Source organism: Mesorhizobium sp. B2-1-1, assembly GCF_006442975.2.
Taxonomy (GTDB): Bacteria; Pseudomonadota; Alphaproteobacteria; order Rhizobiales; family Rhizobiaceae; genus Mesorhizobium.
The window spans coordinates 2,408,067-2,433,156 of sequence record NZ_CP083954.1 but is presented as its reverse complement, the minus strand read 5'-3'; the positions used below and the strand labels follow the sequence as shown (position 1 = coordinate 2,433,156).

Annotated in this window: 21 protein-coding genes; 15 read left to right on the top strand and 6 right to left on the bottom strand. The window is 59.2% G+C overall.

Annotated elements, in window-relative coordinates; all coding sequences use genetic code 11:
• Nucleotides 1–85: 85 nt before the first annotated feature.
• On the top strand, nucleotides 86–430 hold the full coding sequence (locus FJ972_RS11895) for a hypothetical protein (protein ID WP_140521320.1): 345 nt from the start codon (nucleotides 86–88) through the stop codon (nucleotides 428–430).
• Nucleotides 431–461: 31 nt separating this feature from the next.
• On the opposite strand, the gene FJ972_RS11890 is transcribed toward FJ972_RS11895, so the two are convergent.
• The 4 genes from FJ972_RS11890 to FJ972_RS11880 all read right to left on the bottom strand — a co-directional run bounded on the left by FJ972_RS11890 (nucleotide 462) and on the right by FJ972_RS11880 (nucleotide 4,846).
• Nucleotides 462–1,490 (bottom strand): AI-2E family transporter, encoded by a 1,029-nt coding sequence (locus tag FJ972_RS11890; protein ID WP_140521573.1) that lies wholly within the window; start codon nucleotides 1,488–1,490, stop codon nucleotides 462–464.
• Between the two features lie 147 nt (nucleotides 1,491–1,637).
• The gene (locus tag FJ972_RS30350) at nucleotides 1,638–1,895 is read right to left on the bottom strand and encodes a YMGG-like glycine zipper-containing protein (protein WP_348640292.1); all 258 of its coding nucleotides are present in this window, start codon (nucleotides 1,893–1,895) and stop codon (nucleotides 1,638–1,640) included.
• Nucleotides 1,896–2,149: 254 nt separating this feature from the next.
• Nucleotides 2,150–3,394, bottom strand: coding sequence for an arginine deiminase (gene arcA / locus FJ972_RS11885; RefSeq protein WP_140499398.1), 1,245 nt, complete (start codon nucleotides 3,392–3,394; stop codon nucleotides 2,150–2,152).
• An 18-nt stretch (nucleotides 3,395–3,412) separates the two neighbouring features.
• Nucleotides 3,413–4,846: a basic amino acid/polyamine antiporter gene (locus FJ972_RS11880; protein ID WP_140499399.1), complete on the bottom strand. Its 1,434-nt coding sequence runs from the start codon at nucleotides 4,844–4,846 to the stop codon at nucleotides 3,413–3,415.
• A 265-nt stretch (nucleotides 4,847–5,111) separates the two neighbouring features.
• Here FJ972_RS11880 and FJ972_RS11875 point away from each other — a divergent pair, with 265 nt between their 5' ends.
• The gene (locus FJ972_RS11875) at nucleotides 5,112–6,542 is read left to right on the top strand and encodes a basic amino acid/polyamine antiporter (protein ID WP_140521319.1); all 1,431 of its coding nucleotides are present in this window, start codon (nucleotides 5,112–5,114) and stop codon (nucleotides 6,540–6,542) included.
• Here the strand turns inward: FJ972_RS11875 and FJ972_RS11870 are convergent.
• Complete coding sequence (locus FJ972_RS11870; RefSeq protein WP_140499403.1) at nucleotides 6,539–7,594, bottom strand: helix-turn-helix domain-containing protein; 1,056 nt, start codon at nucleotides 7,592–7,594, stop codon at nucleotides 6,539–6,541. The genes FJ972_RS11875 and FJ972_RS11870 overlap by 4 nt on opposite strands.
• A gap of 472 nt (nucleotides 7,595–8,066) precedes the next feature.
• Here FJ972_RS11870 and FJ972_RS11865 point away from each other — a divergent pair, with 472 nt between their 5' ends.
• From FJ972_RS11865 to FJ972_RS30250, 13 genes are all read left to right on the top strand, one after another.
• On the top strand, nucleotides 8,067–9,260 hold the full coding sequence (locus tag FJ972_RS11865) for a succinylglutamate desuccinylase/aspartoacylase family protein (protein WP_140521572.1): 1,194 nt from the start codon (nucleotides 8,067–8,069) through the stop codon (nucleotides 9,258–9,260).
• A 79-nt stretch (nucleotides 9,261–9,339) separates the two neighbouring features.
• Entirely contained in the window at nucleotides 9,340–10,782 is a 1,443-nt protein-coding gene (locus tag FJ972_RS11860; protein ID WP_140521318.1) for a metal-dependent hydrolase family protein, read from the top strand.
• Between the two features lie 266 nt (nucleotides 10,783–11,048).
• On the top strand, nucleotides 11,049–11,630 hold the full coding sequence (locus FJ972_RS11855; RefSeq protein ID WP_140521317.1) for an HdeD family acid-resistance protein: 582 nt from the start codon (nucleotides 11,049–11,051) through the stop codon (nucleotides 11,628–11,630).
• 15 nt (nucleotides 11,631–11,645) lie between these two features.
• Complete coding sequence (locus FJ972_RS11850) at nucleotides 11,646–12,779, top strand: efflux RND transporter periplasmic adaptor subunit (protein WP_140521316.1); 1,134 nt, start codon at nucleotides 11,646–11,648, stop codon at nucleotides 12,777–12,779.
• A complete protein-coding gene (locus tag FJ972_RS11845; protein ID WP_140521315.1) occupies nucleotides 12,776–15,937 on the top strand; it encodes an efflux RND transporter permease subunit in 3,162 nt (1,053 codons plus the stop codon). The genes FJ972_RS11850 and FJ972_RS11845 overlap by 4 nt, the downstream gene beginning before the upstream one ends.
• Nucleotides 15,938–16,271: 334 nt before the next feature.
• Nucleotides 16,272–16,883: an META domain-containing protein gene (locus tag FJ972_RS11840; protein WP_181173436.1), complete on the top strand. Its 612-nt coding sequence runs from the start codon at nucleotides 16,272–16,274 to the stop codon at nucleotides 16,881–16,883.
• Nucleotides 16,884–16,901: 18 nt separating this feature from the next.
• On the top strand, nucleotides 16,902–18,083 hold the full coding sequence (locus FJ972_RS11835) for an alpha/beta hydrolase (protein WP_140521313.1): 1,182 nt from the start codon (nucleotides 16,902–16,904) through the stop codon (nucleotides 18,081–18,083).
• Between the two features lie 38 nt (nucleotides 18,084–18,121).
• Complete coding sequence (locus tag FJ972_RS11830; protein WP_181165254.1) at nucleotides 18,122–18,829, top strand: MgtC/SapB family protein; 708 nt, start codon at nucleotides 18,122–18,124, stop codon at nucleotides 18,827–18,829.
• Between the two features lie 62 nt (nucleotides 18,830–18,891).
• Nucleotides 18,892–19,092 carry a hypothetical protein gene (locus FJ972_RS11825; protein WP_140499417.1) on the top strand — a complete coding sequence of 67 codons (201 nt, stop codon included), beginning with the start codon at nucleotides 18,892–18,894 and terminating at the stop codon, nucleotides 19,090–19,092.
• 110 nt (nucleotides 19,093–19,202) lie between these two features.
• A complete protein-coding gene (locus tag FJ972_RS11820) occupies nucleotides 19,203–20,141 on the top strand; it encodes a helix-turn-helix domain-containing protein (protein ID WP_140527977.1) in 939 nt (312 codons plus the stop codon).
• 653 nt (nucleotides 20,142–20,794) lie between these two features.
• Nucleotides 20,795–21,865, top strand: coding sequence for a helix-turn-helix domain-containing protein (locus FJ972_RS11815; protein ID WP_140499421.1), 1,071 nt, complete (start codon nucleotides 20,795–20,797; stop codon nucleotides 21,863–21,865).
• A gap of 532 nt (nucleotides 21,866–22,397) precedes the next feature.
• Entirely contained in the window at nucleotides 22,398–23,465 is a 1,068-nt protein-coding gene (locus FJ972_RS11810) for a helix-turn-helix domain-containing protein (protein ID WP_140521311.1), read from the top strand.
• Nucleotides 23,466–23,716: 251 nt separating this feature from the next.
• Nucleotides 23,717–24,322 carry a L,D-transpeptidase gene (locus tag FJ972_RS30250; RefSeq protein ID WP_140521310.1) on the top strand — a complete coding sequence of 202 codons (606 nt, stop codon included), beginning with the start codon at nucleotides 23,717–23,719 and terminating at the stop codon, nucleotides 24,320–24,322.
• Between the two features lie 137 nt (nucleotides 24,323–24,459).
• Here the strand turns inward: FJ972_RS30250 and FJ972_RS11800 are convergent, their stop codons facing one another.
• On the bottom strand, nucleotides 24,460–24,912 hold the full coding sequence (locus FJ972_RS11800; protein ID WP_140499425.1) for a universal stress protein: 453 nt from the start codon (nucleotides 24,910–24,912) through the stop codon (nucleotides 24,460–24,462).
• Nucleotides 24,913–25,090 lie beyond the last annotated feature (178 nt).

The window sequence follows — 25,090 nt, the reverse complement described above, 5'->3', positions numbered from 1 at the left end:
CCGCGGTCACGGAACATCCCGGAATCGGAACTCTGCTGGTCGGCAAGGGCGATGGATGGCCCGATAGTAAGTGGGCGATGCAAGCATGTCCGGCCTTGAGACAGCGGCCCTGCTTTTGATTGAAGCCATCTGCGGCGCGGGCGGAGCTTTCGCTACGACTTGGTTTTGGCGCATGGCTGCGCTGGGTTGGAAATCTGGCGCGGCGGCTGGCGTCGTGGGAGGACTGACCCTGACAGGGCTGGCCGGTCGGATTCCCGCCTTGGCAAACTTCCTCGGCAACGTCGAAAATGCTGTCGATGCCACCGCTCGCGGTGTCGGCACCCTCACGCCCGGCGTGCTGATTGGCGTCGGCATTGCCGGCCTTCTTGGCGGCATCCTGTCGGTTTGTATCATCGGCCTCGTCCGGGGCGCGGGATCCGGACGTCGCTAGGGGCCCGGCCAATCGAATTTCCTGGCGGCAATCACGCGTTCCGCCGATCGGCGGACCCAAGCAACTGAGCGATCCAAAGGGTCGCCGGCGATTGCGAGCAAAAAGTAACCAGCGCGATGGTGATGGGCACACCTATGAACGCGCCGAACACACCCCAAAGAAACGACCAGAAGAAGACCGAAAACAGCACCACAAAAGGCGACATCGCCAACACGTAACCGGCAACCCGCGGTTCTATGTAGCTGCCGATGACGAACTGAATGATGTTGAGGCCGGCAAAAATCGAGACGGCGGCCTGTGGCGATCCGAACTGCGCGAGCGCGTAAAGCGTCGGCAAGAATGTCGCGACGAACGGCCCCATAAACGGAATATAGTTCAAGGTGAAGGCGATAACGCCCCACTCGGCGGCAAACCGCAGTCCGAAAGCCGCCGAAAGCGCGCACACCATCGAACCGGTCGCAAGGCTCATCAATGTCCGAACCAGCATGTAACGTCGCCATTTCGATGCTGTCTGACTGCTGCCATTGATCAGTGCGGCCGCCACCTGGGCGCTCAGCGCTACACGAGCATTGCGAGCCGCCGCTTCAGCGTCGAGAAGACCCAGAAGCACGTAAACGACGACAACGATCCAGAACGAGATCACGGTATTCAGCCTTGCGGTCACGCCTTGAGCTATCCGCACGAACCAGCCGACATTGAAATGCTCGGCCCAGGCGCCGGCCATCACGACACCGTGCCCTTCCAACCACTCGGCGAGTTGACTGTAGAGTCCTTGAAAGCGGGCGCTGTCGGCGAGGACCGATCGGCCAATGCGGCCAAAACCCCAACTGGCGATCGATGCAAAGGCGAAGAATGCCAGGACGACGACACAGACGACTATCGCCAGTGCGATCAGCTTTGGAAGAAGCCGCTGCAGGTTGCGCTGCAATGGCCACACCAGCGCGATGAGGAAAAGAGCGCACACGACTGGCGCGAAAATTGAGGCAGCGGCCTGCAGCGCCCATATGACGGCGATAACCGCCAGAATATACGTAGGCGCAAAGAGCGTTCGCTTCGCCATGGTATAGTCTGTTCCCGGCCGGCTGGATGACGTTACAGACAACTCCGAAATTGGTCCGGAAGCTTGCTCAGCGCCCAGACCAATGTTCATCGATATCGCTTAACCAGCTCGATTCGTGCTGAATAAAGCTGATCTTACGCATCGCGCCTAGCACCGTTTTGTGATGGGTCGACCCTGACGATCGCGAACCGTGTGACCCCAGCGATCACGAACCCAGCATTCGCGATGATGCGCGCGCGGTGCCGTCGCAGCGCCGACCACAGCCCCTGTGCCGCCACCGACCGCCGCGCCTACAAGGGCACCTCGACTGCCGTTTGCAAGGCCGCCGATGACCGCACCCGTTCCGGCTCCTGCCAACGCCGTGCCTGCTGTTCGCTGTTCCGTGGCAGTACAACCCGCGGCCATCAGAGCCAAAGCAGAAACGAATATAATACTTCTCATGGTTTCATCTCCTGGGTACATTTACATCCGCTCGCCAACAACGAGCATTCCGTCCAACAATGTGCCGATTGTTCCTATAGGATTGGGAGCGACTCCAACGCTCTATGAGCAATTCTGGGGTAGACGGTCTTTATGTGCTGGAGGCCGTCCGACAGGTATGGCCTTCAGACTATTTGGGGGCCGACCGGCCGCCTGTATCGAGCCCGGCCGGGTTGCTATCAATAGTCGACCGCATCGCGAATGATGGGACAGGTCATGCAATGACCCCCGCCTCGGCCGCGGCCGAGCTCCGCGCCTGAGATAGTGATGACTTCTATGCCTTCCTTGCGCAGCAGCGTATTTGTGTACGTGTTGCGATCGTAGGCAAAGACGACACCAGGCGAGGCGCAAACCAAGTTGGCGCCGCTGTCCCACTGGGTGCGCTCGCGCATGTAGTCGTTGCCGCCGGTTTCAACGACGCGCATCTTCTTGAGACCAAGCGAGTCACGCACCGTCTCAATGAAACTGCCTTTGTCCTTGTGGAGTTCGACGCCCCCCTTGCCGTCAGGGCGATAGGAGAATGCGTCAATGCCGTTGACGATGTCCGGATACATCAGCACGCAGTCGCGATCGGCAAACGTGAATACCGTGTCGAGATGCATCGCCGCGCGCAGCTTAGGCATTGCGGCGACGATCACACGTTCGGCAGCTCCTTTCTCAAACAGGGCCGCCGCCACTTGGCTGATAGCCTGGCGCGAAGTGCGCTCGCTCATGCCGATAAGCACATTGCCCTTGCCGATAGGCATGACGTCCCCACCCTCGAATGTGGCAAGCCCCCAATCCCTGGTCGGGTCACCCCACCAGACATTGACCTTGCCGGCGAAGTCCGGGTGGAACTTGTATATCGATGTGGTGAGGATGGTCTCCTCGTGGCGCGCAGGCCAATAAAGGGCGTTCAGCGTCACGCCGCCATAGATCCAGCAGGTGGTGTCCCGGGTGTAGAGCGTGTTGGGCAAAGGCGGCAGCAGATATTCGTTGACGCCGGCCGCGTCACGGATCAGCGCCAGTTGTTCGCCGCCGATGCTTTCCGGGAATTCGAAGGTCGACAGCCCGCCGATCAGTGTTTCAGCGAGGTCGCGATTAGAGAGGCCGTCGAGATAGGAGCGGACCTCGTCGATGAGGCCGAGGCCGACCTGGTTCGGTACGATCTGCTGGTCGAGGATCCACTTCTTGGCTTCCGGAATGGCGACCGTCTCGGCGAGCAGATTGTGCATCTCGACCACCTCGACGCCCCTGTCGCGCATCTTGGTCATGAAGTCGAAATGATCGCGCTTGGCATTGTCTACCCAGAGCACGTCGTCGAAGAGGAGTGCGTCACAATTGCTGGGTGTCAGCCGCTGGTGGGCGCGGCCGGGAGCGCACACCATGACCTTGCGCAACTGACCAACCTCTGAATGAACGCCGAATGAAGTATTGTTTGTCATGACCTTCCTTCTTTCTGTTCAAGGTGCGATGGCGCCCGTCAGCAGCCCGTAGGCTCCGATCAGGCCAGCGATGAGCGTGACGGCGAACACGAAGAGTTCGGCGAGCGTGAACAGCTGCAATTTCTGCTCGCGCCGCGCCCAGACGTAGAGGATAGTTCCGGGCGCGAAGAGGACGGCAACAAGCAGCACGTATTTGAGCCCGGCGGCGACGAACATGAAGACCGTGTAAATCGCCGCGATCCAGGCGAAGATCTGGTCGCGGCCGCGCTGATCCGGCGTCTTTTCGTAGCCAACGCCGCTACGAGCGAGCAGGATGCCGTAGCCGGCCACGAGCAGGTAGGGCAGCAACGCGGTGACGCTCGTCATGTCGAGCATGAAGTTGAACGCGTCCCGCGACCAGTAGGTGGAGATCACGAAGAGCGATACGACGATGTTGGTGAGCCAGAGTGCGTTAGCGGGAACCTTGTTGCCATTCTGCGCTGCGAAGAGCCTTGGCATGTCCTCCGACTTCGCCGCCGCGAACAGCACCTCGGCGCAGATCAGGGACCAGGCGAGATAGGCGCCGAGCACCGAGATCAGAACGCCGATCGAGATGAAGACCGCACCCCAGTGACCGACGACCGCTTCGAGAACGCCGGCCATCGACGGCTGCTGGACACCGGCGACAGCCGATTGCGGCAGAGCCGCGTAGGGCAGCAGCGTGACCGCTACCATCAGGCCTGTGACGCCGACGAAACCGAGAATCGTCGCCGTACCGACGTCGGAACGCACCTTGGCAAAGCGGGAATAGACGCTGGCGCCCTCGATGCCGAGGAAGACGAAGACCGTGATCAGCATTGTGTCGCGCACCTGGGCGATCAGGGACTTTGGCGGCATGTCCAAGCCGCCGAAGAAATTCTCGCGGAACTGCCCGAAATGGAAGAAGAAGATCAGGAGCAGGATGAAGACCAGGATCGGCACGATCTTGGCGATCGTCACGACAGTATTGATGAAGGTCGCCTGCTCGACGCCGCGCAGGATCATGAAGTGGAAAGCCCAGATGCCGATCAACGAGACGATGATGGCGATGGCGCTGCTGCCGTCCCCAAAGATCCCGGGAAAGAACCGCCCCAGCGTCGAGCCGATGAGCACCCAATAGAAGACGTTGCCCAGGCAACTACCGAGCCAGTAGCCGAAGGCGGACAGGAAGCCCATGTAGTTGCCGAAGCCGGCCTTGGCATAGGCGAAGACGCCTGAGTCGATGTCTGGCCTCTTCTCGGCCAACGCCTGGAACACCCGCGCCAGCATGTACATGCCGGTTCCCGCAATTGCCCAGGCGATGATTGCGCCGAACGGACCTGTCGCAGTCGCGAACCGGCCAGGCAGATTGAAGATGCCCGCGCCGACCATCGATCCCACCACCATGCTGGTCAGCGCAAACAGCGAAAGCTTCTGATTTTCGTTTGAAGTCATAAACCGCTCTCCTGGCTGCGCGAACCAGAGTTCGCGATCAGACGCCTCGCCGACACGTCTCGGTCCAGCAAGGTTAGGTCTGATCAGAAGCAGTAAATGCGAATGTCGGCAACCGGTTAAACGAGCCAAGGCAAAGGTTTTGGACGTCAGGTATACTAGTGGGATTTTATGCCAATCACGTGGGCGCTAGATTCGAGATAGGTTGCAGGCGTAACAATGAGGCCGCTGGACCGCCGTCCGCCAAGGAATTGTTGATCCAAATTCAATGAACTCGACCGTTCAGCAAAAATTCTCGATATGGACCCTGACGGCTATGGTCGTCGGTTCGATGGTCGGCGCGGGCATCTTCTCTTTGCCGCAGGCTTTTGGTCGCGAGACCGGTCCGTTCGGGGCCATGATCGCTTGGGCCATCGCTGGCGTCGGAATGCTGATGTTGGCCTTCGTCTTCCAGACCTTGTCGGTTCACAAGCCGGACCTCGATGCGGGCGTGTATGCCTATGCCAAGGCCGGCTTTGGCAACTATCTCGGCTTCCTCTCGGCCCTCGGTTACTGGTCTGCCGCCGTTCTCGGCAACGTTTCCTATTTCGTGCTGATAAAGTCGACGCTGGGGCTTTTCTTTCCTGTGTTCGGCGATGGCAATACCATCACGGCGATCGTCATTTCCTCGATGCTTCTGTGGATCGTACATTCGCTGATCCTGCGGGGCGTCAAGGAAGCGGCGGCGATCAACACCATTGTCACTTACGCCAAGATCATTCCGATCTTTCTCTTTATCATCTTCGTTATCTACGGCTTCAGCGCCGATGTCTTCACGACCAATTTCTGGGGCGGGGAAGAAGTCAGCGTTGGCAGCATCGCGAGCCAGGTTCGCGGGACCATGTTGGTGACAGTATTCGTCTTTGTCGGAATCGAAGGCGCGAGCGTCTATTCGCGTTACGCACGCAACCGCGGGGATGTCGGGGTCGCGACGCTCCTTGGTTTTCTCGGCGTGCTCTGTCTGCTTGTGCTGGTCACCATTCCCTCCTACGGGATCATGCTTCGTCCTGAACTGACAGCGCTGCGCAATCCCTCCATGGCCGGCGTATTGGAAGCGGTGGTCGGGCCATGGGGCGCCAAGTTCGTCAGCTTCGGCCTGCTGATCTCCGTTGCCGGTGCCTATCTGTCCTGGGTGCTGCTGGCCGCTGAAATCCTGTTCACCGCATCACATCACCAGACAATGCCGCGTTTTCTTGCGTATAAAAACAAGCATGGCGTGCCGTCGCGGGCGCTCTGGCTGACCAATACGGTCGTGCAGGTTTTTCTGGTCCTGACGCTCTTTGCTCAACAGGCCTTCAGGCTCGCTCTCGAGCTGACCAGTTCCATGATCCTCATCCCATATCTTCTTGTCGCCGCTTACGGGGTCAAGCTCGCATGGGGCGGCGAGAGCTACGAGAACGACCCCGTAGCGCGGCGTGTCGACTTCGCAAGGGCGGCGATAGCATTGATCTATACGGCCGGTCTCATCTACGCCGCCAGCGCCAAGCACCTGCTGCTCTCGGCCGTCATCTACGGACCGGGCACGATCCTCTTCGTCATGGCTCGGAAGGAGCGGGGGCAGAGGGTGTTTACTCCCGCCGAGATGGGGATGTTCGTCGTCGCCGCACTTGGCGCGGTCGCGGCAATCTACGGCATCCTTGCCGGCGCCATCGCAGTCTAGGGCCCAAAGCTGTTTCGCAGCAGAAGACCACTCAGCGTGTGCGCCCTGCTGTCAGGCTGGCTGATCTGCTGCGAGCTCGTGGCCTGGGCGCCTTGCCAGCCTTCCACGCGTGCCTCCTTTGGCGTAATGCCGAATTCCTTCCTGAACATCCGGCTATACGCCGACGGATCCGTGAAGCCCCAATCCCCGGCAATGGCGGAGATCGGGCGCCCATCCAAGCTGTCGGAAAGTATATCGCGTGTCTTGAGCAGGCGTTTGTGGCGAATATAATTCGAAACACCTCCGGCCGGTTCGAATATCCGGTAGAGGCGAGAGCGGGACACACCGAGTTCGCGGCAAAGCCTGTCGGATGCCAAGGACTGATCATTCAAACTTTGTGCAATGATTTTGGCAGCGCGCTCGGCGATCACGGCGTCGATCACACGCTTCGCCTCGGTGATGCGGTCATGTGATGGCGACACGCACGCAGCCAGCAGATTGGTGGTGGCAGTGGCAATGTGCGACACATCCACGGCCCTCAGATCGGAAAAGGAACGGTGCAGCAGAAGCATGTAGTCTGCCAGGAGTCTTTTCGACTCCTCACGTATTTCAATCCTGGACGATTGGATGAAAGGCAGGTCGCGTGGCAGGAAAACGGCAAGGAGGGCGTCGTTCTCCATCACGCATTCGTAGGGCTCTGCAAAAGATTGCAGGGTCGTTCTCACGACCTGCCAACTTCCAGGAAGCCTGCCCTTGGACAAGGGCAGGCTCAAATACCAATTGTCCACCGAAGGGTTTTTCAAATGCCGCCAGCGACAGCGGTAGCCACTGCCAGGCAATTCGAGGAACATGACAGCCAACGTTCCCAGATCCCACACTGTTTCATGTGCTGGAAACGAATGGCTCCGTTCTTGCATAAGTTCAGTGTCGGCAACGCCTTGATACCAGGTTCGAAACAGGTCGAATTGCTTAGCAGGCGGTGCCGTGGAGGTATCGATGTCGACGGCGCATTGCAGGGACTTCTCGGCACCTGCTCCTCCAGATAGCCCGGCGGCATGAACCATAGCATCCATAGCAACTATCCGTCTTTGTTGGTGCAACACGGGGTTATTGCAAGAACATTAGTTAATTCTAATATATACAACTCCGGCAAGCAATGTTGAAGGTGGATGTAATACCCTGTCTACTACCAGCATAGAAGCATGTTAATCAATCGTTAACATGCCATCTGGCCCATTTGAGGTATCCACCAGGAATTCGTGAACTGGGCTTAATTGTACCCGACGGAAGTTGTGGAGGTGGCTGCGTGATATCCGAGGCTTATCAGACCGGTTGTGGTGGCTCTCAACTCAGTATGCAAGGCATCCCAATCATAGACCACCAGTCCATTTTTCTTGTTGGAGGCTGTACTCCCTGAAATGTCTTGTGGGACTAATGCCCGGATACCACGCGCACAACGGGAATCGGTAAGGACGATCTAGCCGCCCTCGCAGGCGTCACCGCGAGATCTGCAGCATGATCCTCATCGGCAGGGACCACACAGCCATGGCGCATGAAACCAGCGAGGGCCTCGGACGTCGCGACTTCATGATCGCATCGGTCGCTACCATCGGCGCTGCCGCTGCGCTCATGGCCGGGCCGGCGCAGGCGCAAACGGGCTCGGCACCTGCAAGCGCGTCTCCCGCAGGGACGTCGGGGACCGTCTATACCGGCGATGTCATCGACGGAAAGAAGGTCATCAGTTCGCTTGACATCTCGGATCTGAAACCAGGCAAGCACAGCTTTTATTTCCAGGGCGTACAGATGCCGACGGGCCAGCACTGGTACGTCTCGGTGATGGTCGCCAAGGGGGCAGCCCCAGGCAAACGACTGGGGCTGATGAGCGGCGTGCATGGCGATGAAATGAGCCCCATTCAAACCGTGCAATCCGTAATGCGTGAGCTCGATCCGGCCGCGATGTCGGGATCGGTGATGGCGGTACTCGACATTTCGCGCCCCGCAATGGAAGGCATGGAACGGAGATGGCCGAATTCGGGGCGCGGGATCGACCTGATCGACATCAATCGGTTGTTCCCTGGCAACGAGGACGCTCCCGACGCGCCGACGCGCCACGCCGGCCTGATATTCAACCGGCTTCTGCGGTCAAACCTCGACTACGGGATCGATTTTCATACAGCCGCCACGGGCATGGACGCGACGGCGTTCCACCTTGCACGCATGGATCTCCCCGAAGTGCGGGCGATGGCGGAACTCTATCCGGTCGATCAGATTTTCGACAACTTTGGCGAGCGAGGTCTTCTCGCCAATGCCCTCATCGATGCCGGCATTCCCGCCTTCACGCCCGAGATCGGCAAGCCGCGGATCTTCGATCACGACATGATCGCCCTGTTCGTCGAAGGAACGATGAACGTCATCAAGCACCACGGAATAATTTCAGGCCCTATCGGCAGAACCAGCAAGGATTCGAGCGTTTTCGTCGCGGACGGCATGTTTCCCGTCACCGCGACGCATGGCGGTTTCATCGAATTGTTGGTCGAACTCAATGAGACCGTTCGGCCCGGACAGAAAGTTGCAGTCCAAAGGAACACCTTCGGGGAAATCGTCGCGGAATACTCCGTGCCTCTCGGCGGCGAAGTCGGCGCCAGGCGGACCGATGCAACAGCGGAGTCGGGGACTCCGATCGTATTCCTCATCTTTGACAGCGCCAATCCTGTCGGCGGCGATGTGTTGGTCGAGTAACGGGACCTGAAACGACAAGAACCGCGACACGAAGCGCCGTCCGGCAGGTGTCAGTGTCGCTCAACCGAAAGCAAAAGACATGCTGCGGCTAGGCTCGAAGTACGGTCACCTCGTTCACAGTTCTGGTTGCGGTTGTCTCAATCCCGATCTTCAACGAGTCTCTCGTCGTCTGGAGGCCTTTTCCAGGCGTAGTTTTCTCTCCGGTTTCGGGGCTGCCGCCATCGCCGGGGTGCTGACAAAGCCGTCCTTCGCGCAGACGGCCGCGCCCCCTTCCAAGATCCTGTTTCGCGAAGTCCGGCTATTCGACGGCAAGTCGGGTACGGTGAAGGACGGAGCGCAAATCCTGGTGGAGGGCGGCAGGATTTCCGGAATCGATATGACGAACGCCCCTCCCCCGGAGGACGCCACCGTCATCAAATGCCGCAATGGCGTCCTCATGCCAGGGCTCATCGACGCGCATTGGCATGCGATCTTCGCGGCGGTCCCGGTCAACATCCTGCTTAACGGCGACCCGGGGATTATCTTCGCAGCGTCCACCGCCGAGGCGGATCGCACGCTCAGTCGCGGCTTCACCACCATACGCGATCTGGGAGGTCCCTCCTTCTCCTTCAAGCAGGCTATCGACACCGGGCTGATCCCTGGCCCGCGCATCTATCCCTCCGGCGCGATGATCACGACCTCCGGGGGCCACGCCGATCTTCGCCTGCCAAGCGAGATTCCGCGCGACGGCGGCAAGCTCAGCAAAGGTGAACTCCTGGGGGGAGCGGCCATCGTCGACGATATCGGCGACCTGAAGATGCGGATCCGGGAGCAGCTTCTCCAAGGCGCGTCACAGATAAAGTTGGTGGGCGGCGGTGGCGTATCATCGCCCCGCAGTCCGCTGGACATCGTCACCTTCAGCGAAGAAGAGCTGCGGGCAGGCGTCGAGGTGGCACAGGATTGGAGCACCTACGTTACCGTGCACGCCTATACGTCTCGCGCGATACGACGCGCGCTGGCAGCTGGGGTGCAGTCGATCGAGCACGCGCATCTGATGGACGAGGACACTGCGGCGATGATCGCCGAGAAGGGCACATGGCTAAGCACCCAGCCCTTCCTGACGGCGGAGGACACCGGCCCGCTGACGGGACCTAGCGCCGACCGCGCCCAGGAGCTTTTCTCAGGGACGCCGAGGATATATGCCTTTGCTCGCAAGCATGGCATCAAGACGGCCTGGGGTTCCGACGTGCTGTTCTCGCCTGCGTTGGGTCCGCGCCAGAGCATGATGCTCACGCATTTGGCCAACTGGTACAAGAACGCCGAAGTCCTGCAGATGGCCACCTCCGGCAATGCCGAACTGCTCGCACTCTCCAATCTGCGCAACCCTTATCCGGGCAAGCTCGGCGTCATCGAAGAAGGAGCTTTCGCGGACCTCTTAGTCGTGGACGGCAACCCGCTCGACGACATCCGGCTGATCGAGGATCCGCATAAGAACTTCGTCGTCATCATGAAGGACGGCCGGCTTCACAAGAGCACCCTTTGAGAGTCAGCGGAAAACCGTATGCCGCCTTTACTTCCCAGCAATCAGTTAATCCGGCACGACCTCATGGTCCTGACGAAGCAAGCCCGCGAGAAAATCTCGACTAGGCAGCCGTCGTCATCGGGAAATCTCGCCGCGAGGCAACCAGACAGGCTCCTGACGCTCCGTCCGGCAGACTTCTTCCTGATACTTTCCATTGAGCGCTCTCGGCTCTCTTCTCTGCCCGCAGGGTGCGAGATCGATATTTAGAACCTGCATGGAACGGGGACATGCCAGAAAAATCGGATCACCTACCTGCAACGCCATATGAACGGGCCGAAATCGAGCAGGGCAAGTGGCGCAGGTTTCTGCTCTTTGGGCTCCTCCTGCTTGCGGGCGGCGTGTTTTCAGTCGCAGTTCCCAGCGTTTCCAATTTCGCATCCAACGTCGTGTTCGCCGTGGCCCTGATGGCAGTCGGCGTCATCAAGGTCATCCAATCGCTCTGGATCAAAAGTTGGGTGGGCTTCGTGTGGCAGGAACTGACCGGCTTCTTCGAGCTCATCGGCGGCATCATGATTTACTTCAATCCTATCAAAGCATCGGCCGCAATATCACTGTTCATAGCGTTTGTACTATTTGTCCACGGCGTTCTTCAATTAATCATCGCCGCTGAAGTCAGGAAAGTCGGCGGCTGGTATTGGTTCGCCGTTTCCGGAATCGTGGCCATATTCGCTGCTTTCTCCATACTGCTGAAGTGGCCGATCGTCAGGGAGATGCCGACTGGCTTGGTGGCCGGATTTTCCATGATGATTGCTGGACTGGCGTATCTCGTCATTGCCCTGAGCGTGCGCAGGACGAAGATTTTGTCTTGAGAGCAGGATCCGACGATGATGAAAAGCAATTTTGACTTTCGAGCCAGGGTCGTGGCGGCCGCATTGCTAGTCGGCGTGGGCGGCTTCGCGGGAGCGGCACGTGCGCAGACCGCGGCGACGGTGCCAGTGGTCGTGCAGAAGGTCCAGTCCGGTCCGGCAAACGCGCCGCTGACATACAACGCGCAGGTCGAGGCGATCGATGCGGTCGACATTCAGGCGCGCGCGTCCGGCCTGCTCAAGGAGATCAGGTTCTCCGAAGGCCAGCGCGTGAAGGAGGGCGATCTGCTTTTCGAAATCGAGCCGGATCAACTGTCGGCGGCGGTAATGTCCGCACAGGCGCAAGTGGCCAGGACCGAAGCCACCCGCAACGCCGCGCGACAAAGCCTCTCACGCGCCAGGGACCTGCTCAGCCGCAGGACTATTTCTCAGGCCACGTTGGATGACGCTCAGGCTGCATTCGATGTCGCCGCGGCGGATGTTCAAAGCGCCAATGCAGCCCTCAATACGGCCGAACTCAATCTTTCCTATGCTCAGATCAGGTCTCCCATCAATGGCACCATCGGCCGCTCCCTGGCGACGCGCGGTAATCTCGTGGGGCCCGGCTCCGGATCATTGGCGCGCGTCGTACAACTCGATCCTATCCGCGTCGCATTCTCGATCGCTGACAGCACTTTGGTCGACATCAGGCAGAAACTTGCCGGTGGCCAGAAGATCGATGCGAACAAATTCCACCTGAGTCTGTCTCTCGCCAACGGCACACAATTTGCTTTGCCGGGGCGGGTGCAGTTCATCGACAACGAGGTCAATCAGCAGACCGGTACCGTCGCTGTCCGCGCGCTGTTCCCCAACCCCGACCACATTTTGGCGCCTGGCCAGTTCGTCCGGCTAACAATCGTCGACGAAGAAGCCAGGAAATTGCCGATGGTGCCGATGGCGTCCGTTCTTCAGGACCGCCAGGGCAAGTTCGTCTTCGTGCTCAACGACAACAATACCGTGACCAGGCAGGCGATCACGACCGGTGCGCGCATCGACAATCGCTGGGCGGCGACGAGCGGATTGGAAGGCGGCGAAACGATCGTCGTCGAGGGCCTGCAACGCGTTTCCGATGGTCAGCAGGTCAACCCCCGCGAAGCGGAGGATACGCCATGATCTCGGACCTCTTCATCAGCCGCACCCGGCTCGCGATCGTCGTCTCGATCATCATTTCGATCGCCGGCGGGATCGCGGTGTTTTCCCTTCCCATACAGCAGTATCCGCAGATCACCCCTCCAACGGTGACGGTGTCGGCCTCCTATCCGGGAGCAAGCGCGGAAGTCATCGCCGACGTGGTGGGCGGCCCGCTGGAGACGGCCATCAATGGCGTGGACCACATGATGTACATGTCGTCCACCAGCTCCAATGCCGGCCAATACACGCTATCGGTGACCTTCGAGGTCGGAACCGATCCCGAGACAGCACAGATCAACGTGCAGAACCGCGCTCAGCTGGCGATCTCGCGCCTGCCGGCAGCGGTCGCGCAGCAAGGTGTCTCCGTGCGTGCCCGCTCGCCGGATTTTATCCTCGGCATCGCTTTCTATTCGCCGGACGACAGCCTCGATGCGCTGGCGATCACGAATTTCATCACCACGACCGTCGCCGACACGATATCGCGCGTGCGGGGCGTCGGCGAGGCTTCGGTCGCCGGGGCTTCGGAATACTCGATGAGGGTGTGGCTCAACCCGCAGCGCATGGACGCGCTTGGCCTGACGCCCGACGATGTCTCGGCCGCCATCCAGCGGCAAAACATCCAGGCGACGCTCGGACAGGCCGGCGCCCCCCCGCAGGCGCAGGGCTCGGAGCTGCAATACACTCTGGTCGCGCAGGGGCGGCTGAGAAGCGTCGAGGAATTCGGGGACATCGTCGTGCGCACGGGCTCGGCGGGGGCCAAGGTCTACCTGCGCGATATCGCGCGGCTCGAGCTTGGCGCGTTAAGCTATGCTTCGAGCGCCAGCTTCGCCGGACACGCCTCGGCGATGATGCAGATCAACCAGTCGCCCGGCGCCAACGCCATCCAGACCGCGGCGTCGGTCCGCGCCGAACTGGAGCGCCTCTCGTCACGCTTTCCCAAAGGCATGCAGTATCACATCGTCTACGATGCGACCCGCTTCGTGAATGCCAGCATCTCGCTGACGGCCAGAACCCTGCTTGAAGCGTTCCTGATCGTTCTCGCAGTCACCTACGTCTTCCTGCAGGATTGGCGCGCCATGTTCATCTCGGCGCTTGCCATCCCGGTTTCCATGCTCGGCGCCTTGGCGGTGCTGTTTGCCGCCGGCTATTCGCTGAACATGATTTCTCTTTTGGCGCTGGTGCTGGCGATCGGCCTGGTGGTGGACGATGCCATCCTTGTCGTCGAGAACGTCAAGCATGTGCTGGAGGATACCCCTGACATCGCGGTCGCCGACGCCACGCGCAAGGCGATGCACCAGATCACTGGGCCGATCATTTCCACGACCTTGGTGCTGCTTGCCGTGGTGACGCCGACTGCGTTTCTCGGCGGCATAGGCGGCCAGCTCTACCGGCAGTTCGCCGTGACGCTGTCTTCGGCCCTGGTGATTTCTTCCTTTGTCGGATTGACCCTGAGCCCGGCGCTGGCCGCACTGCTTTTGCGGCGCGATATGGGCCATTTCAAGCGTGGCCCGTTGGCCTGGTTCACGGCATTCATGAACGAGACGCGAGACGGCTATGGACGCCTCGTCGGGTTTCTGGTGCGGCATTGGTACGTGCCGGTGGCGGGATTGCTTGCCTGTTTTGCCATCGCCTATCTGATCTTCACCGGGCTACCGTCGACTTTCCTGCCCGACGAGGACCAAGGCGCGCTGTTCGTCGACATCCAGTTGCCCAATGCCGCTTCGCTCGACCGCACGAAAGCCATCGTGGAGGACGTGCGCAAGATTCTGACCGACACCGGAGGCGTGCAAGACGTCATCACGGTTGCGGGGTTCAGCATCCTTCAGTCGACGAGTTCGCCGAGCGGCGCAATGGCAGTCGCGGCGCTGAAGCCCTGGGACGAGCGCACGTCCAGCGAACTGCAGCTAGCCGGCATCCTGCAGGCGCTGCGGATGAAGTTCTCCCAAATCCCGGGCGCGAACGTCGCCGTCTTTGCTCCGCCGGCGATTGCCGGCATCGGCTCGGTCGGTGGCCTGGACTTTCGCCTGCAAGCGCTTGAAGGGCAACCGCCGCAGGAGATCGCGCAGGTCGTCGGCGCCCTACTCGGTGCCTTTAATCACCTGCCGGAGCTCGGCGGCGCCGCCACCACCTTCAGCGCCAATGTCCCGCAGGTTTATGTCGATGTCGACAGGACGCGCGCCGAAGCGCTTGGGGTAAGCGTGTCGGACGTCTATTCCACCATCGGCGCGGCCTTCGGATCGCGCTACGTAAATGATTTTACGCTCAATGGCCGCGTGTTCCAGGTCAATCTGCAGGCCGATGCCGATTTCCGTGCCCATGCGGAAGACATCTTGAACCTGCATGTGCGTAGCCGGAACGGCACCATGGTGCCCTTGAACAATCTGGCGTCGTTGACGACGATCCTGTCGCCATTCGCCATCCAGCGTTACAATCTGTCGGTCGCCGCTCCCATAAACGCCATTACCGCACCTGGAAGCAGCAGCGGCGGCGCCATGGACGCGATGGAGAAGACAGTGGCCCAGCTGTTGCCAAATGGCTATGGCTTCGAGTGGTCAGGCCTGTCGTTTCAAGAGCGCCGCGGCAGTGGCCAGGAGGGGCTGGTCTTTGCGCTGGCGTTCCTCTTTGCCTATCTCTTCCTTGTCGCCCAATACGAGAGCTGGTCGCTTCCGTTGATCGTCACCCTTTCGCTCGGAGCGGCTCTCTTCGGCGCCATAGCGGCATTGAAGGTCTTCGGGTTGCAGAACAGCCTCTACGTGCAGATCGCCATCGTGCTGCTGATCGGGCTGGCGGCGAAGAATGCCATCCTGATCGTGGAATTCGCCAAGGAGCGGCGCGATGAGGGACTAAGCATAATGGAGGCGGCGCGGATCGGGGCCGAGCAGCGCTTCCGGGCCGTCATGATGACCGCGGTTTCCTTCATCCTCGGGATCATTCCTCTTGTCGTGTCGACTGGCGCCGGTGCGGGCGCGCGGCGGGCTGTTGGCGTCACAATTTTCGGGGGCATGGCCGCGGCTACGACTATTGGCCTGTTGATCATCCCCTCCGTCTATTTTGTCGTCCAGAAAGCAACCGAGTATCTGTCGTCCCGGCGTCGGGGAGATCGTACGGAACGCCTCGATATGATCGAACCATCACATTGAGGTTCGTCCTCGCCAAAGGGCGGTCGAAATGGCCCGCGGCAACCATTTATATTCTTGGAATCTCAATTCTTGGCTTTGCGTCCATTTTTTCGCCGAACGGACTCCTTCTCCGAAACGTGACGATGGACTGACGGCCGGATGCAAGTACATTCGGCGCAATATTTGGCGAAGTTGCCCCCAGAGGCCGGTTTCCGGGCGGCCTTCGAGTTCAGTGACGCATCGTCTGGAGGCTGCAACCGTGAGTCCAGAGTCCTGCTCATCCTTGCCGTTGGCCGCTTCGCTCGCGGTGTTGTCGCTGTACGCCACCGCAACGAGCAATGCGGAGGCTGCCTCGTTGGCTGCACGCGGCAACGAACCCGGTTGGCAAATTAGGATCTCGGACACCGCGCTCAGCTTTAATGCCTTAGGGGGCGAGACCTTCACAGTTCAGCCGGCTCCGCGCCCCACAAGGCAAGGCGACGCCGACACCTATCTGGCGACGGTAGACGGCCGGCAACTCGCGCTGACCATCGCTGCCAAAATATGCGTCGATATCATGAGCGGAATGCCATACCCCCAAACCGCGACCGTCATCCTTGGCGACCGGAAATTTGAAGGCTGCGCCGGAGAGCCGGGCGACCTCCTTCACGGAGATTGGCTCGTGGACGAGATTCGAGAAGAAACCACGGTCGCGGGTTCGAAACCCACCCTTGCCTTCGAGCCGGACGGACGCATCCATGGGAATGGTTCGTGCAATCGGTTCTTTGGCGGCTTCGCCTTGACCGGAGAAGCGCTGACGATCTCGGAAACCGGCTCGTCCAGGATGATCTGCGATCAACCCCTCATGGATCAAGAGCGCAATCTTCTGGAGGCACTCGGGTCCGTCCGTCGCTTTGAAGCCCCACAGACAGGACGAGTGCAACTGTTGGACAAGGATGGCCAAAGGCTGGTGAGTTTACGAAGATAAGCCGGCGCGGCCAGCAGCATGCAGAACCCCGCAGGACGATTTGTGTTGGTTATCTCGCTGGCGTTGCTGGTGCAAAGCTGCGCCGGTCCAAGAGCCGTGACGGGCCTTGCCTCGCCTGTACAAATTAGCAACGAAATGTCGGCCATTTCCTTCCTGATCGCCACCACGCGCACAAGATCGCCTATCTCCGAACCGCCCTATTCGCGGGATCGTTCCCCGATATTGAGCTTTTCGCAGTTGACTGTCGTCGTGCCGGCCACACACCGGCCGGGCACCGTCGAGACGTCATCGACATCACCCGATCCGAAGCGCCATTTTTCCGCTCGTGATCTTGTCCGCTTCGAGAACAGAGCATCCTTCGCAGGTCGGTTAAACGGTATGCTGGCGAAGCGTCCGCCTTCGGAGCGCGAGGTGTTTATCTTCGTGCACGGCTACAACAACAATTTTGCCGAAGGCCTGTTTCGTAATGCCCAAGTCGTCCACGACTACCGCATCTCCTCGGTTCCGGTTCATTTCTCCTGGGCGTCGGCGGGATCTATCGGCGCCTATCTTTTCGATCGCGATAGCGCTCTCCAGGCGCGGGACGGCTTGGCCGAAACGATCGAAATCGCAGCTCGATCGAACGCTAGCGGTGTTTTCATCGTCGGCCATTCCATGGGCGCGTATGTCGTAATGGAGGCGCTTCGCACCCTTGTATTGCAAGGTAAGGCGGCGGTGACCTCAAGAATCCGCGGCGTCTTGCTTGCCGCGCCCGATATCGATCCAGATGTCTTCAGCAGCCAAGTCAGGGACATACCCCAACTGCCGCACCCCTTCACGATCGTTGTCTCTCGGCGAGATCGCGCCTTGAGCCTGTCGCGGCGCATTGCAGGTGGCCAGCCACGAGTCGGCAGTGGCTTCGATATCCCGCTCCTCCAGAAAAAGGACATTCAGGTTATCGACATTTCCGACGTGGACGGCGGCGGCCACAGCGGCTTTGCAACGTCGGAAACACTGATGAAGCTGTTGAGGTCCGGCCCCCTGCTGCGCCGTCTCATCGTGAACGAAGATATGCCGGTCGAAGACAAAGCCGAAGAGACCCGGCAGATCATCTTCGATAACGCCTCCCTCGTTCTCCATCTGCCGCTCACAATCCTGAAGCGGTCGGCATCCCGGCAATCCGTGTCCCAGCAGCCGGCGTCCGAGATCGGCGCCATGTGATGAAAGCCCCTGCATTTTGAATCAGACGGAATGAACATTTGGAAGCTGAAGTCGCGATAACTCAATCAATCCTGCTGAAGCTTGTGCTTGCGTTGCTGCTCGGCGCGCTGATCGGTGCGGAACGCCAGTACCGGCAACAATATACAGGACTTGTGACGCACGCGCTGGTCGCACTGGGCGCGGCGGCATACTCCTCACTGCCGGGCGCTCTTGGCTCAGGTCTCGATCTTAGAATGGGGGCTCAGGTCGTAACCGGCATTGGCTTCCTTGGCGCCGGCCTGATCATCAGGGACGGTTCCAACATAAGAGGGTTGAGTACGTCCGCGACGATCTGGAGCACTGGCTCTGTCGGGGTCTTCGTAGGCTTTGGCTTTCTGCTGCTGGCCGCGGAAACCGCAATGCTCATTATTATACTCAATTCGCTTCTTCCTAATTTCTCAAGATTCTTTCGAAGGCACTCTCAGGAACAACCTGCCGTCGAATACACGTACACCATAGAGATCGTATGCTCACGGGATAATGTTTATTTGCTCAGATCGATTCTGCTTCAGACCATCAATACAAACCTCCTCCGCCTACGCTCCCTTAACAGCCATCCCATCAATGAGGGCGACGCCATGAGAATAGAAGCAACGTTGTTCAGCAACCGTGATGATGCGCAATCAGTCGAACGCGTCGTCGCTCACCTCGCGCTCGACTCGAATGTTCAGTCGGCTTCCTGGGAGCCGGAAGAAAAGACCGAATAGAGCGAAAGCCAGAAAGACCCTCGACACCACCTCGAAACGTCAAATTTTAAGGAGCTGCTACAATGGAAGGAAACACCAAGGCCTTGTTGGCAAACAAATTGATAGCTATCGGCCTCTTGCTCATAGGCTTTCTCATTTTTGCATCGGGCTATCGCTATGGCTCTCCATCGAGCATCATGGTTGGCTGTCTTCTCTTTGCTATCGGAATCATTCTTCTGATTATAAAGATCGCCCGCAGAAACAAGCCGGACTCGGTTGCTTGACTTATCGAGTTGGACGAAAGCGATCGCGTCCAACTCCAGTCCGGACAAAAGACTTGGAGAGGCCCTCGTTGTTGGAGGCTCCTAACTGGTACGCCCGCCAGTATAATTCCGTGGTCGCGCGCACCCGCGAGTCCGATCCCGACGCGAAATTCCATATCCAGCAGATTGGCGAGCAGCGCCATGCATCGAGCCTTGCAACGATAGACTATGGCGACGCGTTCGTCCTGGATTTGCGGGACAAGGGTGGCATCGCCATGTCCGGGGCGATCAATGACGATGCGTTGACGGCGGTGTTCCTCTGGGGCGAAGGCACGACCTTCAACGGACAACGGAGTGAAGTACCGCAGTTGCGGATCATCGGCCCGGGAACAGAATTCAAGCTGGAGATGCCAGGAAGCTATCGCCTCATGCGGATCGGTCTGCGTGGGTCCGCGCTCGAGTCTCTGCGCACGGCATCAGCCTCCCACCTGGGCCAGAGGACCGCGCTGATGCCAGGGATACATGAGCAACGCCTCACGGCAGGAGCCGAGCTGGAGCTTCAGCAGAGGCTGCTGCGAACCGTCGGGTTCGCGGAAGCTGCAGCACAGCGTGGCTATGACCTAAGTGCCGGCCTGGCCGTTGCGGCGAGCGAAGCGGGCGCCGCGCTCGCGCGGGTGCTTTCCCTCACGGAGCAACCATCCCCCCGCACCTTCGGCTCCAGCGATCGGCGCGATATCGTTGATGCCACCCTGGCCATTCTGGAGGCAAGGCCTCATAGCCCTGTTTCCGTCAGTGCAGTCTGCGAGGTACTGGGCATTGGCGAGCGAATGTTGGAGCGCGCCTTTCAGGAACGTCTGGGAGTCAGCCCTCGAGCTTACGAGCGGGAGCGGCGGCTTCGGGCCGCGCACGGCCTTATCCTGACGCAGGGCGATCGCCTCTCGATCACCGACATCGCCATGAGCTTTGGTTTCTGGCACCTGGGCCGTTTCGCTGGAGCCTATACGTCAATCTTCGGATGCTCCCCCAGTGAGGCGCGTCGGCGCTTCTGGAGACACGCAGCACCAGACTGATGGGATGCTCAAACCTGCCGATCCGAGGCTGGTTAACGCGGTGCCTCAGGCATTTTGATCAGGATGGGAAGACGATGAAGCCGTCGGCTCCTGTGGACGGAGGCAGTCGGCAGAAATGCCGGATCCCCCGCGGTCGGCGAATCCTAAAGCCAACGACACACCTACGCGTAGGGCCTCATCACAGCTATGTGCAGCCCGCATTCGGCCTAGTTGCCTGCTGAACCACCCCAATCCGAGAGCTTTCGGGCACTCCGTCGGAAAGTGGATAGAAATTGGTTGGCCGTCAGGAGATTCTGATGGCGCGACCTCAGTGGGGCCGCAACAAACCTTCCGACCGGTTGGTCGCAAGCAAGAGAAACGCAAGGTCACTCCACATGGCGCGCTCGGCGCCGATGAGAATGGCCATAGTCGCAAGGGTAAATACGATGCGAAAACGCTGTCCCAGCTTCCACGAGAAATAAACGCATTGTCTACGTTTGGGATTCCTAGCCCACTCTAGGGGAGCATCTCCGGCTTAAGATTGCCTCAAAATCAATCTCATCCGCGGCGGCAGGTTGAGGGTGTGTTTTATTGTCGGTTTCCTTGCGGGAAACGGCCTGCCGACCTCTTGAGCTGCCTATACTTCGGCGTCTCATGTACGACAGGAGTTTGTTATGGACGCGAGAGTAACCGCTGCCGGCATTCCCACCGACCCTTTTGCGGATGAGCCTCTAAGATGCGCCATCGACGTAAATAGCTTGTCGGCACCCCCAGCCGAACAGTTTGATTTCTATCGATCATGGTTTGCTGGGGTTGCCGAAATACAGCTTCTTCGGGCCGAGCACGCCGTGTTCCCGGCTCGTCATCAGGTATGGCAGTTGGGCGATCTGGCGTTGAGTTCCATCGAAATCCCAGGCTCCGGCTACGAGATACAATGGGAACATCGCAGACGGTCCCTGTTGGATCACTGGATGCTGTCCGTGCCGTTCTCGCAGTCTGCTGCCGGCGAGATGATATCTCGTCGGCCCCGCATGAGGTGTCTGGCCTTGCCCGATGTTGGAGTGAGCAACGATGATCTGTTCATCACACTGTTTCTGCCCCGCACATGGCCGGCAACCAGATCATCGAAAATCGAAGCCAGCGACGAGGCACTGGATTTTCTTGCGCACTACGCCGTTCTGCTGCACCGCTCACTTCCTCATTTGAGAGAAGCGGATCTGCCCCATATCGTCACCGCGACTGCCAACATTTCCGCGGCTGCTCTTATGCCGACAAAAGATCATCTGGCAGAGGCGCAAGGGCCTGTGAACGCGGTGTCTGCCGCTCGGATTGCCAAGCGTATCGCAGAGAGGTTGAGCGATCCCGACTTGACGCCCAACAAACTCTGCCGTGCGGTCGGTGTCTCACGCTCCCGTCTCTACCGGATTTTCGAGCCGGTGGGCGGTGTGTCCAACTATGTGCGGCGCAAGCGGCTGCTGAAAACGCGCGACGCTCTAGCGGACAGTTCGGACAGGCGAACGATCTCCAGCATTGCCGAAGTATGGGGCTTCCAAGATCCGTCTACCTACAGCCGGATGTTCAAAACAGAGTTCGGCATCTCTCCAAGGGAAGCGCGCGAACTCGGGTGGCAGGGCGTCAAGCATTCGACCTGGCTGACTGTGGATGAGCCCCTCGCGGATGCTGGCATCCTGAGCAACCTTCTGATCAACAATTCATTGGGATTGTCCCTTTCTTCAAGACAGTGACGGATTCCTGGCAGAGGTCGGGGCGCCTGGAGATCATCCCACAAGCTACAAGAAATATACGTCAAACCCATATTATGGATTCCTCGCATATTTTTCAAAAATCGATGACCGTTTAAGCTCGGCCGTGTCCTCGTCATTAGCATCACGATTTTCGATAACTCCACTCTGGATTTTTAATTGTCAGGACCGTCTCCTTGCGAAAAGCACATCGTTCATTGTTGATCTGCTAGCTCGATAGGAGCTTGTGATGGAGGTAACAGTACGAAGCGATACTCTTGGCGAGCCGATCGCTGGAGCAGTTGCCATACACGCTGCCGACATCCGCACATCATCGATTCTGCTGGCTGGGCGAGATGTTCTTGTCGACTGGTTCTATACCACCCAAGCAGGTGCGGGTGTCAGGATTTCAAGTCCCATAACCTCGATCTCGCCGCGGCTACATCCGCCGGGGATGAGCCCGATACGTCTGGTCTCTTGATCGAGAATTCCATGGGGTTGCCGTCACCCTCTTTCCAGCAATGAGTTTGCCTCAATGCAAGACAAGCCATCAATTGTCAGCGAAAGCGAAACGATCGGGACCCCAGAACCTCTAAGATGCGTCGTAGACGTTGATACCTCGCAGGCGCCACCGCCCGAGCAATTCGACCTTTTCCGGAGTTGGCACTCAAATATAGCCGACGTCGAATTGCTGCGAGACGAGTTCGGCTCGTTCTCTGCGCGCGAGCGGGCGTGGCGGTTGGAGAGCCTCGTGCTGGCTTTCATCGAATATCCCGGGATGGGGTACCGTCGGCGGTGGCGCAGCAGAAAGAGTCCGGTGTTCGACCACTGGGCTCTTTCGGTGCCCCAGACAATCCCCGCGGGCGGCGGCACGCCAAGAATGGGACAGCTGCGCTGGCAATGCCTGGGTGCACCCCATGAAGACCAGGGTGAGGATGACGGTGTCCTTGCGCTATTCCTTCCGCGGGATTTCGCCTTCTCGCAACCCTTCACGCTCGATATCCGGCCCGAGATGGCCGCATTCGTCGCCGACTATGTTCTGCTGCTCTATCATTCCTTCCCCCATCGCACGGAAAGCGACGTCCCGTATGTCGCATCGGCGACCACCAGCCTGCTTGCCGCGTGCATTTCCCCGTCCCGGGATCACTTTTTCGAAGCACAGGAGCCGATCGACGCGGTCATCATGGCCCGCGCGAACAAGATCATAATAGCCAATCTGGCCGACCGGAATCTGACACCGGGAAAGCTCTCGCAAGACCTCGGAATTTCACGCTCTCGACTTTATCGGATTTTCGAACCAGCCGGAGGAATCTCGCACTATATCCGGCGACAGCGGCTGCTGAAAACGAGGGACGCGCTCGGAAACATCGCGGATGGACGCCCGATTTCGAGCATTGCGGAGGAGTGGGGCTTCATGGATCCCTCGACATATAGCCGGACATTCAGGCGCGAGTTCGGAATCTCGCCCAAAGAGGCGCGGGAGGCGGGCTGGCTGGGCCTCAAGCACCCTCCGTTGGCGGAGCGGTCGAACAACGGCAAACCTTCTCTGAACAGCCTCCTGGCCAACAATTGCCTTCTCAGCCATCAGCTTTCGACTACGTGATTGGAGTCTTCGGCTGAGGTAATCTTGTCGAAGACAAGAGTGAACCCATTCCTTGGCGAAGCTGGAGATTGGGCGCCGGTTCGAACTGCCCGCCGGGAACACCACGCAGTCTGACGAGGCGCTCGTATGACATAAGAGATTGCACCCTCAGCGGAGAGGCCGATGTCAGAAGTGTTGGTCCCGATAGCGCAGGCTCATCGAAGCTCATAAAATACCAGCCAAGAAGTCATTAAATTTCGGAGGTTCATTTGGTGAATTCTTTGAGCAGACGATCCGTGATCGTTGGGGGAATATCATTTCTGGCGCTGTCCGGGCATGCGGAAGCTTCCCAAAAGAGTTGGTATATCGGGAGAATTCCAGATAAGCCTTTTGACATCCCTCTCGTAGACAAGACGCGCATCCCCCGGCAATTCCGTCGGCAAACAGTGCCTTACTTGGGTAGGGAAACCGCCGGAACAATCCTAATCAACAAGCAGGAGCGCTTCCTGTACTATGTCGAAGACGCAGGCAGGGCGATCCGCTTCGGCATCGCTGTCGGTCGGGATGGACAGCGATGGGGTGGAGAAGCCATCGTTGAACGAAGAGCCCAATGGCCGACCTGGACCCCCACCGCCAACATGCGACGCCGTAATCCGAGCTTGCCGCAGCGCGTTCCGGGAGGCCCAAACAATCCTCTCGGCGCCCGGGCGCTGTATCTGTATCGCAATGGCCAGGACACGCTGTATCGCATTCATGGGACCAATGAGCCGTGGACCATTGGAAAAGCTGCATCATCCGGCTGCATCAGGATGTTGAACGAGCATATTTTTGAACTCTTCGGAACGGTGCGCAACGGCGCGCGCGTTATCGTTGTCTAGCCTGCGGCAATCATGAATGCCATTGCGCGGCACCTCTAAATGCCGAGGCCGACGCGTGGAGACATCCTCGTCACAGGACACCGTCTCTCCGGAAGCTTGAGCGCAGAGGAAGCCGGCGCTTCTCCGGTTTCGTTTGGCTACCGCACGACCAATACAGGCACACTTCCATCCGCGAGAACCTCCGACGTCTGGCTTCCCAGCAAAAGCTTTCTGATGCCACGACGGCCATGGGAAGCCATCACAATCAGGTCGCAGCCTCGTGACTTGGCGGTGTCGATAATCGCCTTGGCCGGGTAGGTATCCGGGACATGTAGAAATTCTGCGGAAACCCCCATCCGGTCGGCTGCCTCCCTGACTTGATCGAGGACTTGCCCTGCGAATTCCTTGCTCGCGGCCTCAAAACTATCAACCTCCTCCTGCGAAGGAATAGACCCGGAGGTAAATCCGGTTCCATAGTCAATCAGCATTGGCTCCGTGACCGTGACAACTGTCGCCTTGGCAGCCAAGGCTTTCGCCAGGGCTATCCCCTGCTCAACGCCCTTCCTGGCGACGTCGGAGCCATCCGTGCTCACGAGGATATGAGTGTACATCTGAGTTCTCCCTGCCTGGTCGACCACGGTTCCGGCAACACCAACACTCGTCGAGATATGCACGTTGGTGCACTGCAAGCCCTCTCTTGGACATCCAACTCACGCCGCTTGTATCGCGACGCTGGGCACATTCGGGAGCGGACGCACCATCTCCAAACCGCGGAGGAATAACGCTAGC

Bases quoted from the DNA above. Each gene is read 5' to 3' on its own strand.
- FJ972_RS11875 (WP_140521319.1), top strand. From the start codon at position 5,112: ATGAACTCGACCGTTCAGCAAAAATTCTCGATATGGACCCTGACGGCT.
- arcA (WP_140499398.1), bottom strand. From the start codon at position 3,394: ATGACAAACAATACTTCATTCGGCGTTCATTCAGAGGTTGGTCAGTTG.
- FJ972_RS11860 (WP_140521318.1), top strand. From the start codon at position 9,340: ATGCTGCGGCTAGGCTCGAAGTACGGTCACCTCGTTCACAGTTCTGGT.
- FJ972_RS11835 (WP_140521313.1), top strand. From the start codon at position 16,902: ATGCAGAACCCCGCAGGACGATTTGTGTTGGTTATCTCGCTGGCGTTG.
- FJ972_RS11895 (WP_140521320.1), top strand. From the start codon at position 86: ATGTCCGGCCTTGAGACAGCGGCCCTGCTTTTGATTGAAGCCATCTGC.
- FJ972_RS11850 (WP_140521316.1), top strand. From the start codon at position 11,646: ATGATGAAAAGCAATTTTGACTTTCGAGCCAGGGTCGTGGCGGCCGCA.
- FJ972_RS11855 (WP_140521317.1), top strand. From the start codon at position 11,049: ATGCCAGAAAAATCGGATCACCTACCTGCAACGCCATATGAACGGGCC.
- FJ972_RS11870 (WP_140499403.1), bottom strand. From the start codon at position 7,594: ATGGATGCTATGGTTCATGCCGCCGGGCTATCTGGAGGAGCAGGTGCC.
- FJ972_RS30350 (WP_348640292.1), bottom strand. From the start codon at position 1,895: ATGGCCGCGGGTTGTACTGCCACGGAACAGCGAACAGCAGGCACGGCG.
- FJ972_RS11800 (WP_140499425.1), bottom strand. From the start codon at position 24,912: ATGTACACTCATATCCTCGTGAGCACGGATGGCTCCGACGTCGCCAGG.
- FJ972_RS11845 (WP_140521315.1), top strand. From the start codon at position 12,776: ATGATCTCGGACCTCTTCATCAGCCGCACCCGGCTCGCGATCGTCGTC.
- FJ972_RS11810 (WP_140521311.1), top strand. From the start codon at position 22,398: ATGCAAGACAAGCCATCAATTGTCAGCGAAAGCGAAACGATCGGGACC.
- FJ972_RS11865 (WP_140521572.1), top strand. From the start codon at position 8,067: ATGGCGCATGAAACCAGCGAGGGCCTCGGACGTCGCGACTTCATGATC.
- FJ972_RS11890 (WP_140521573.1), bottom strand. From the start codon at position 1,490: ATGGCGAAGCGAACGCTCTTTGCGCCTACGTATATTCTGGCGGTTATC.
- FJ972_RS11815 (WP_140499421.1), top strand. From the start codon at position 20,795: ATGGACGCGAGAGTAACCGCTGCCGGCATTCCCACCGACCCTTTTGCG.
- FJ972_RS11880 (WP_140499399.1), bottom strand. From the start codon at position 4,846: ATGACTTCAAACGAAAATCAGAAGCTTTCGCTGTTTGCGCTGACCAGC.
- FJ972_RS11825 (WP_140499417.1), top strand. From the start codon at position 18,892: ATGGAAGGAAACACCAAGGCCTTGTTGGCAAACAAATTGATAGCTATC.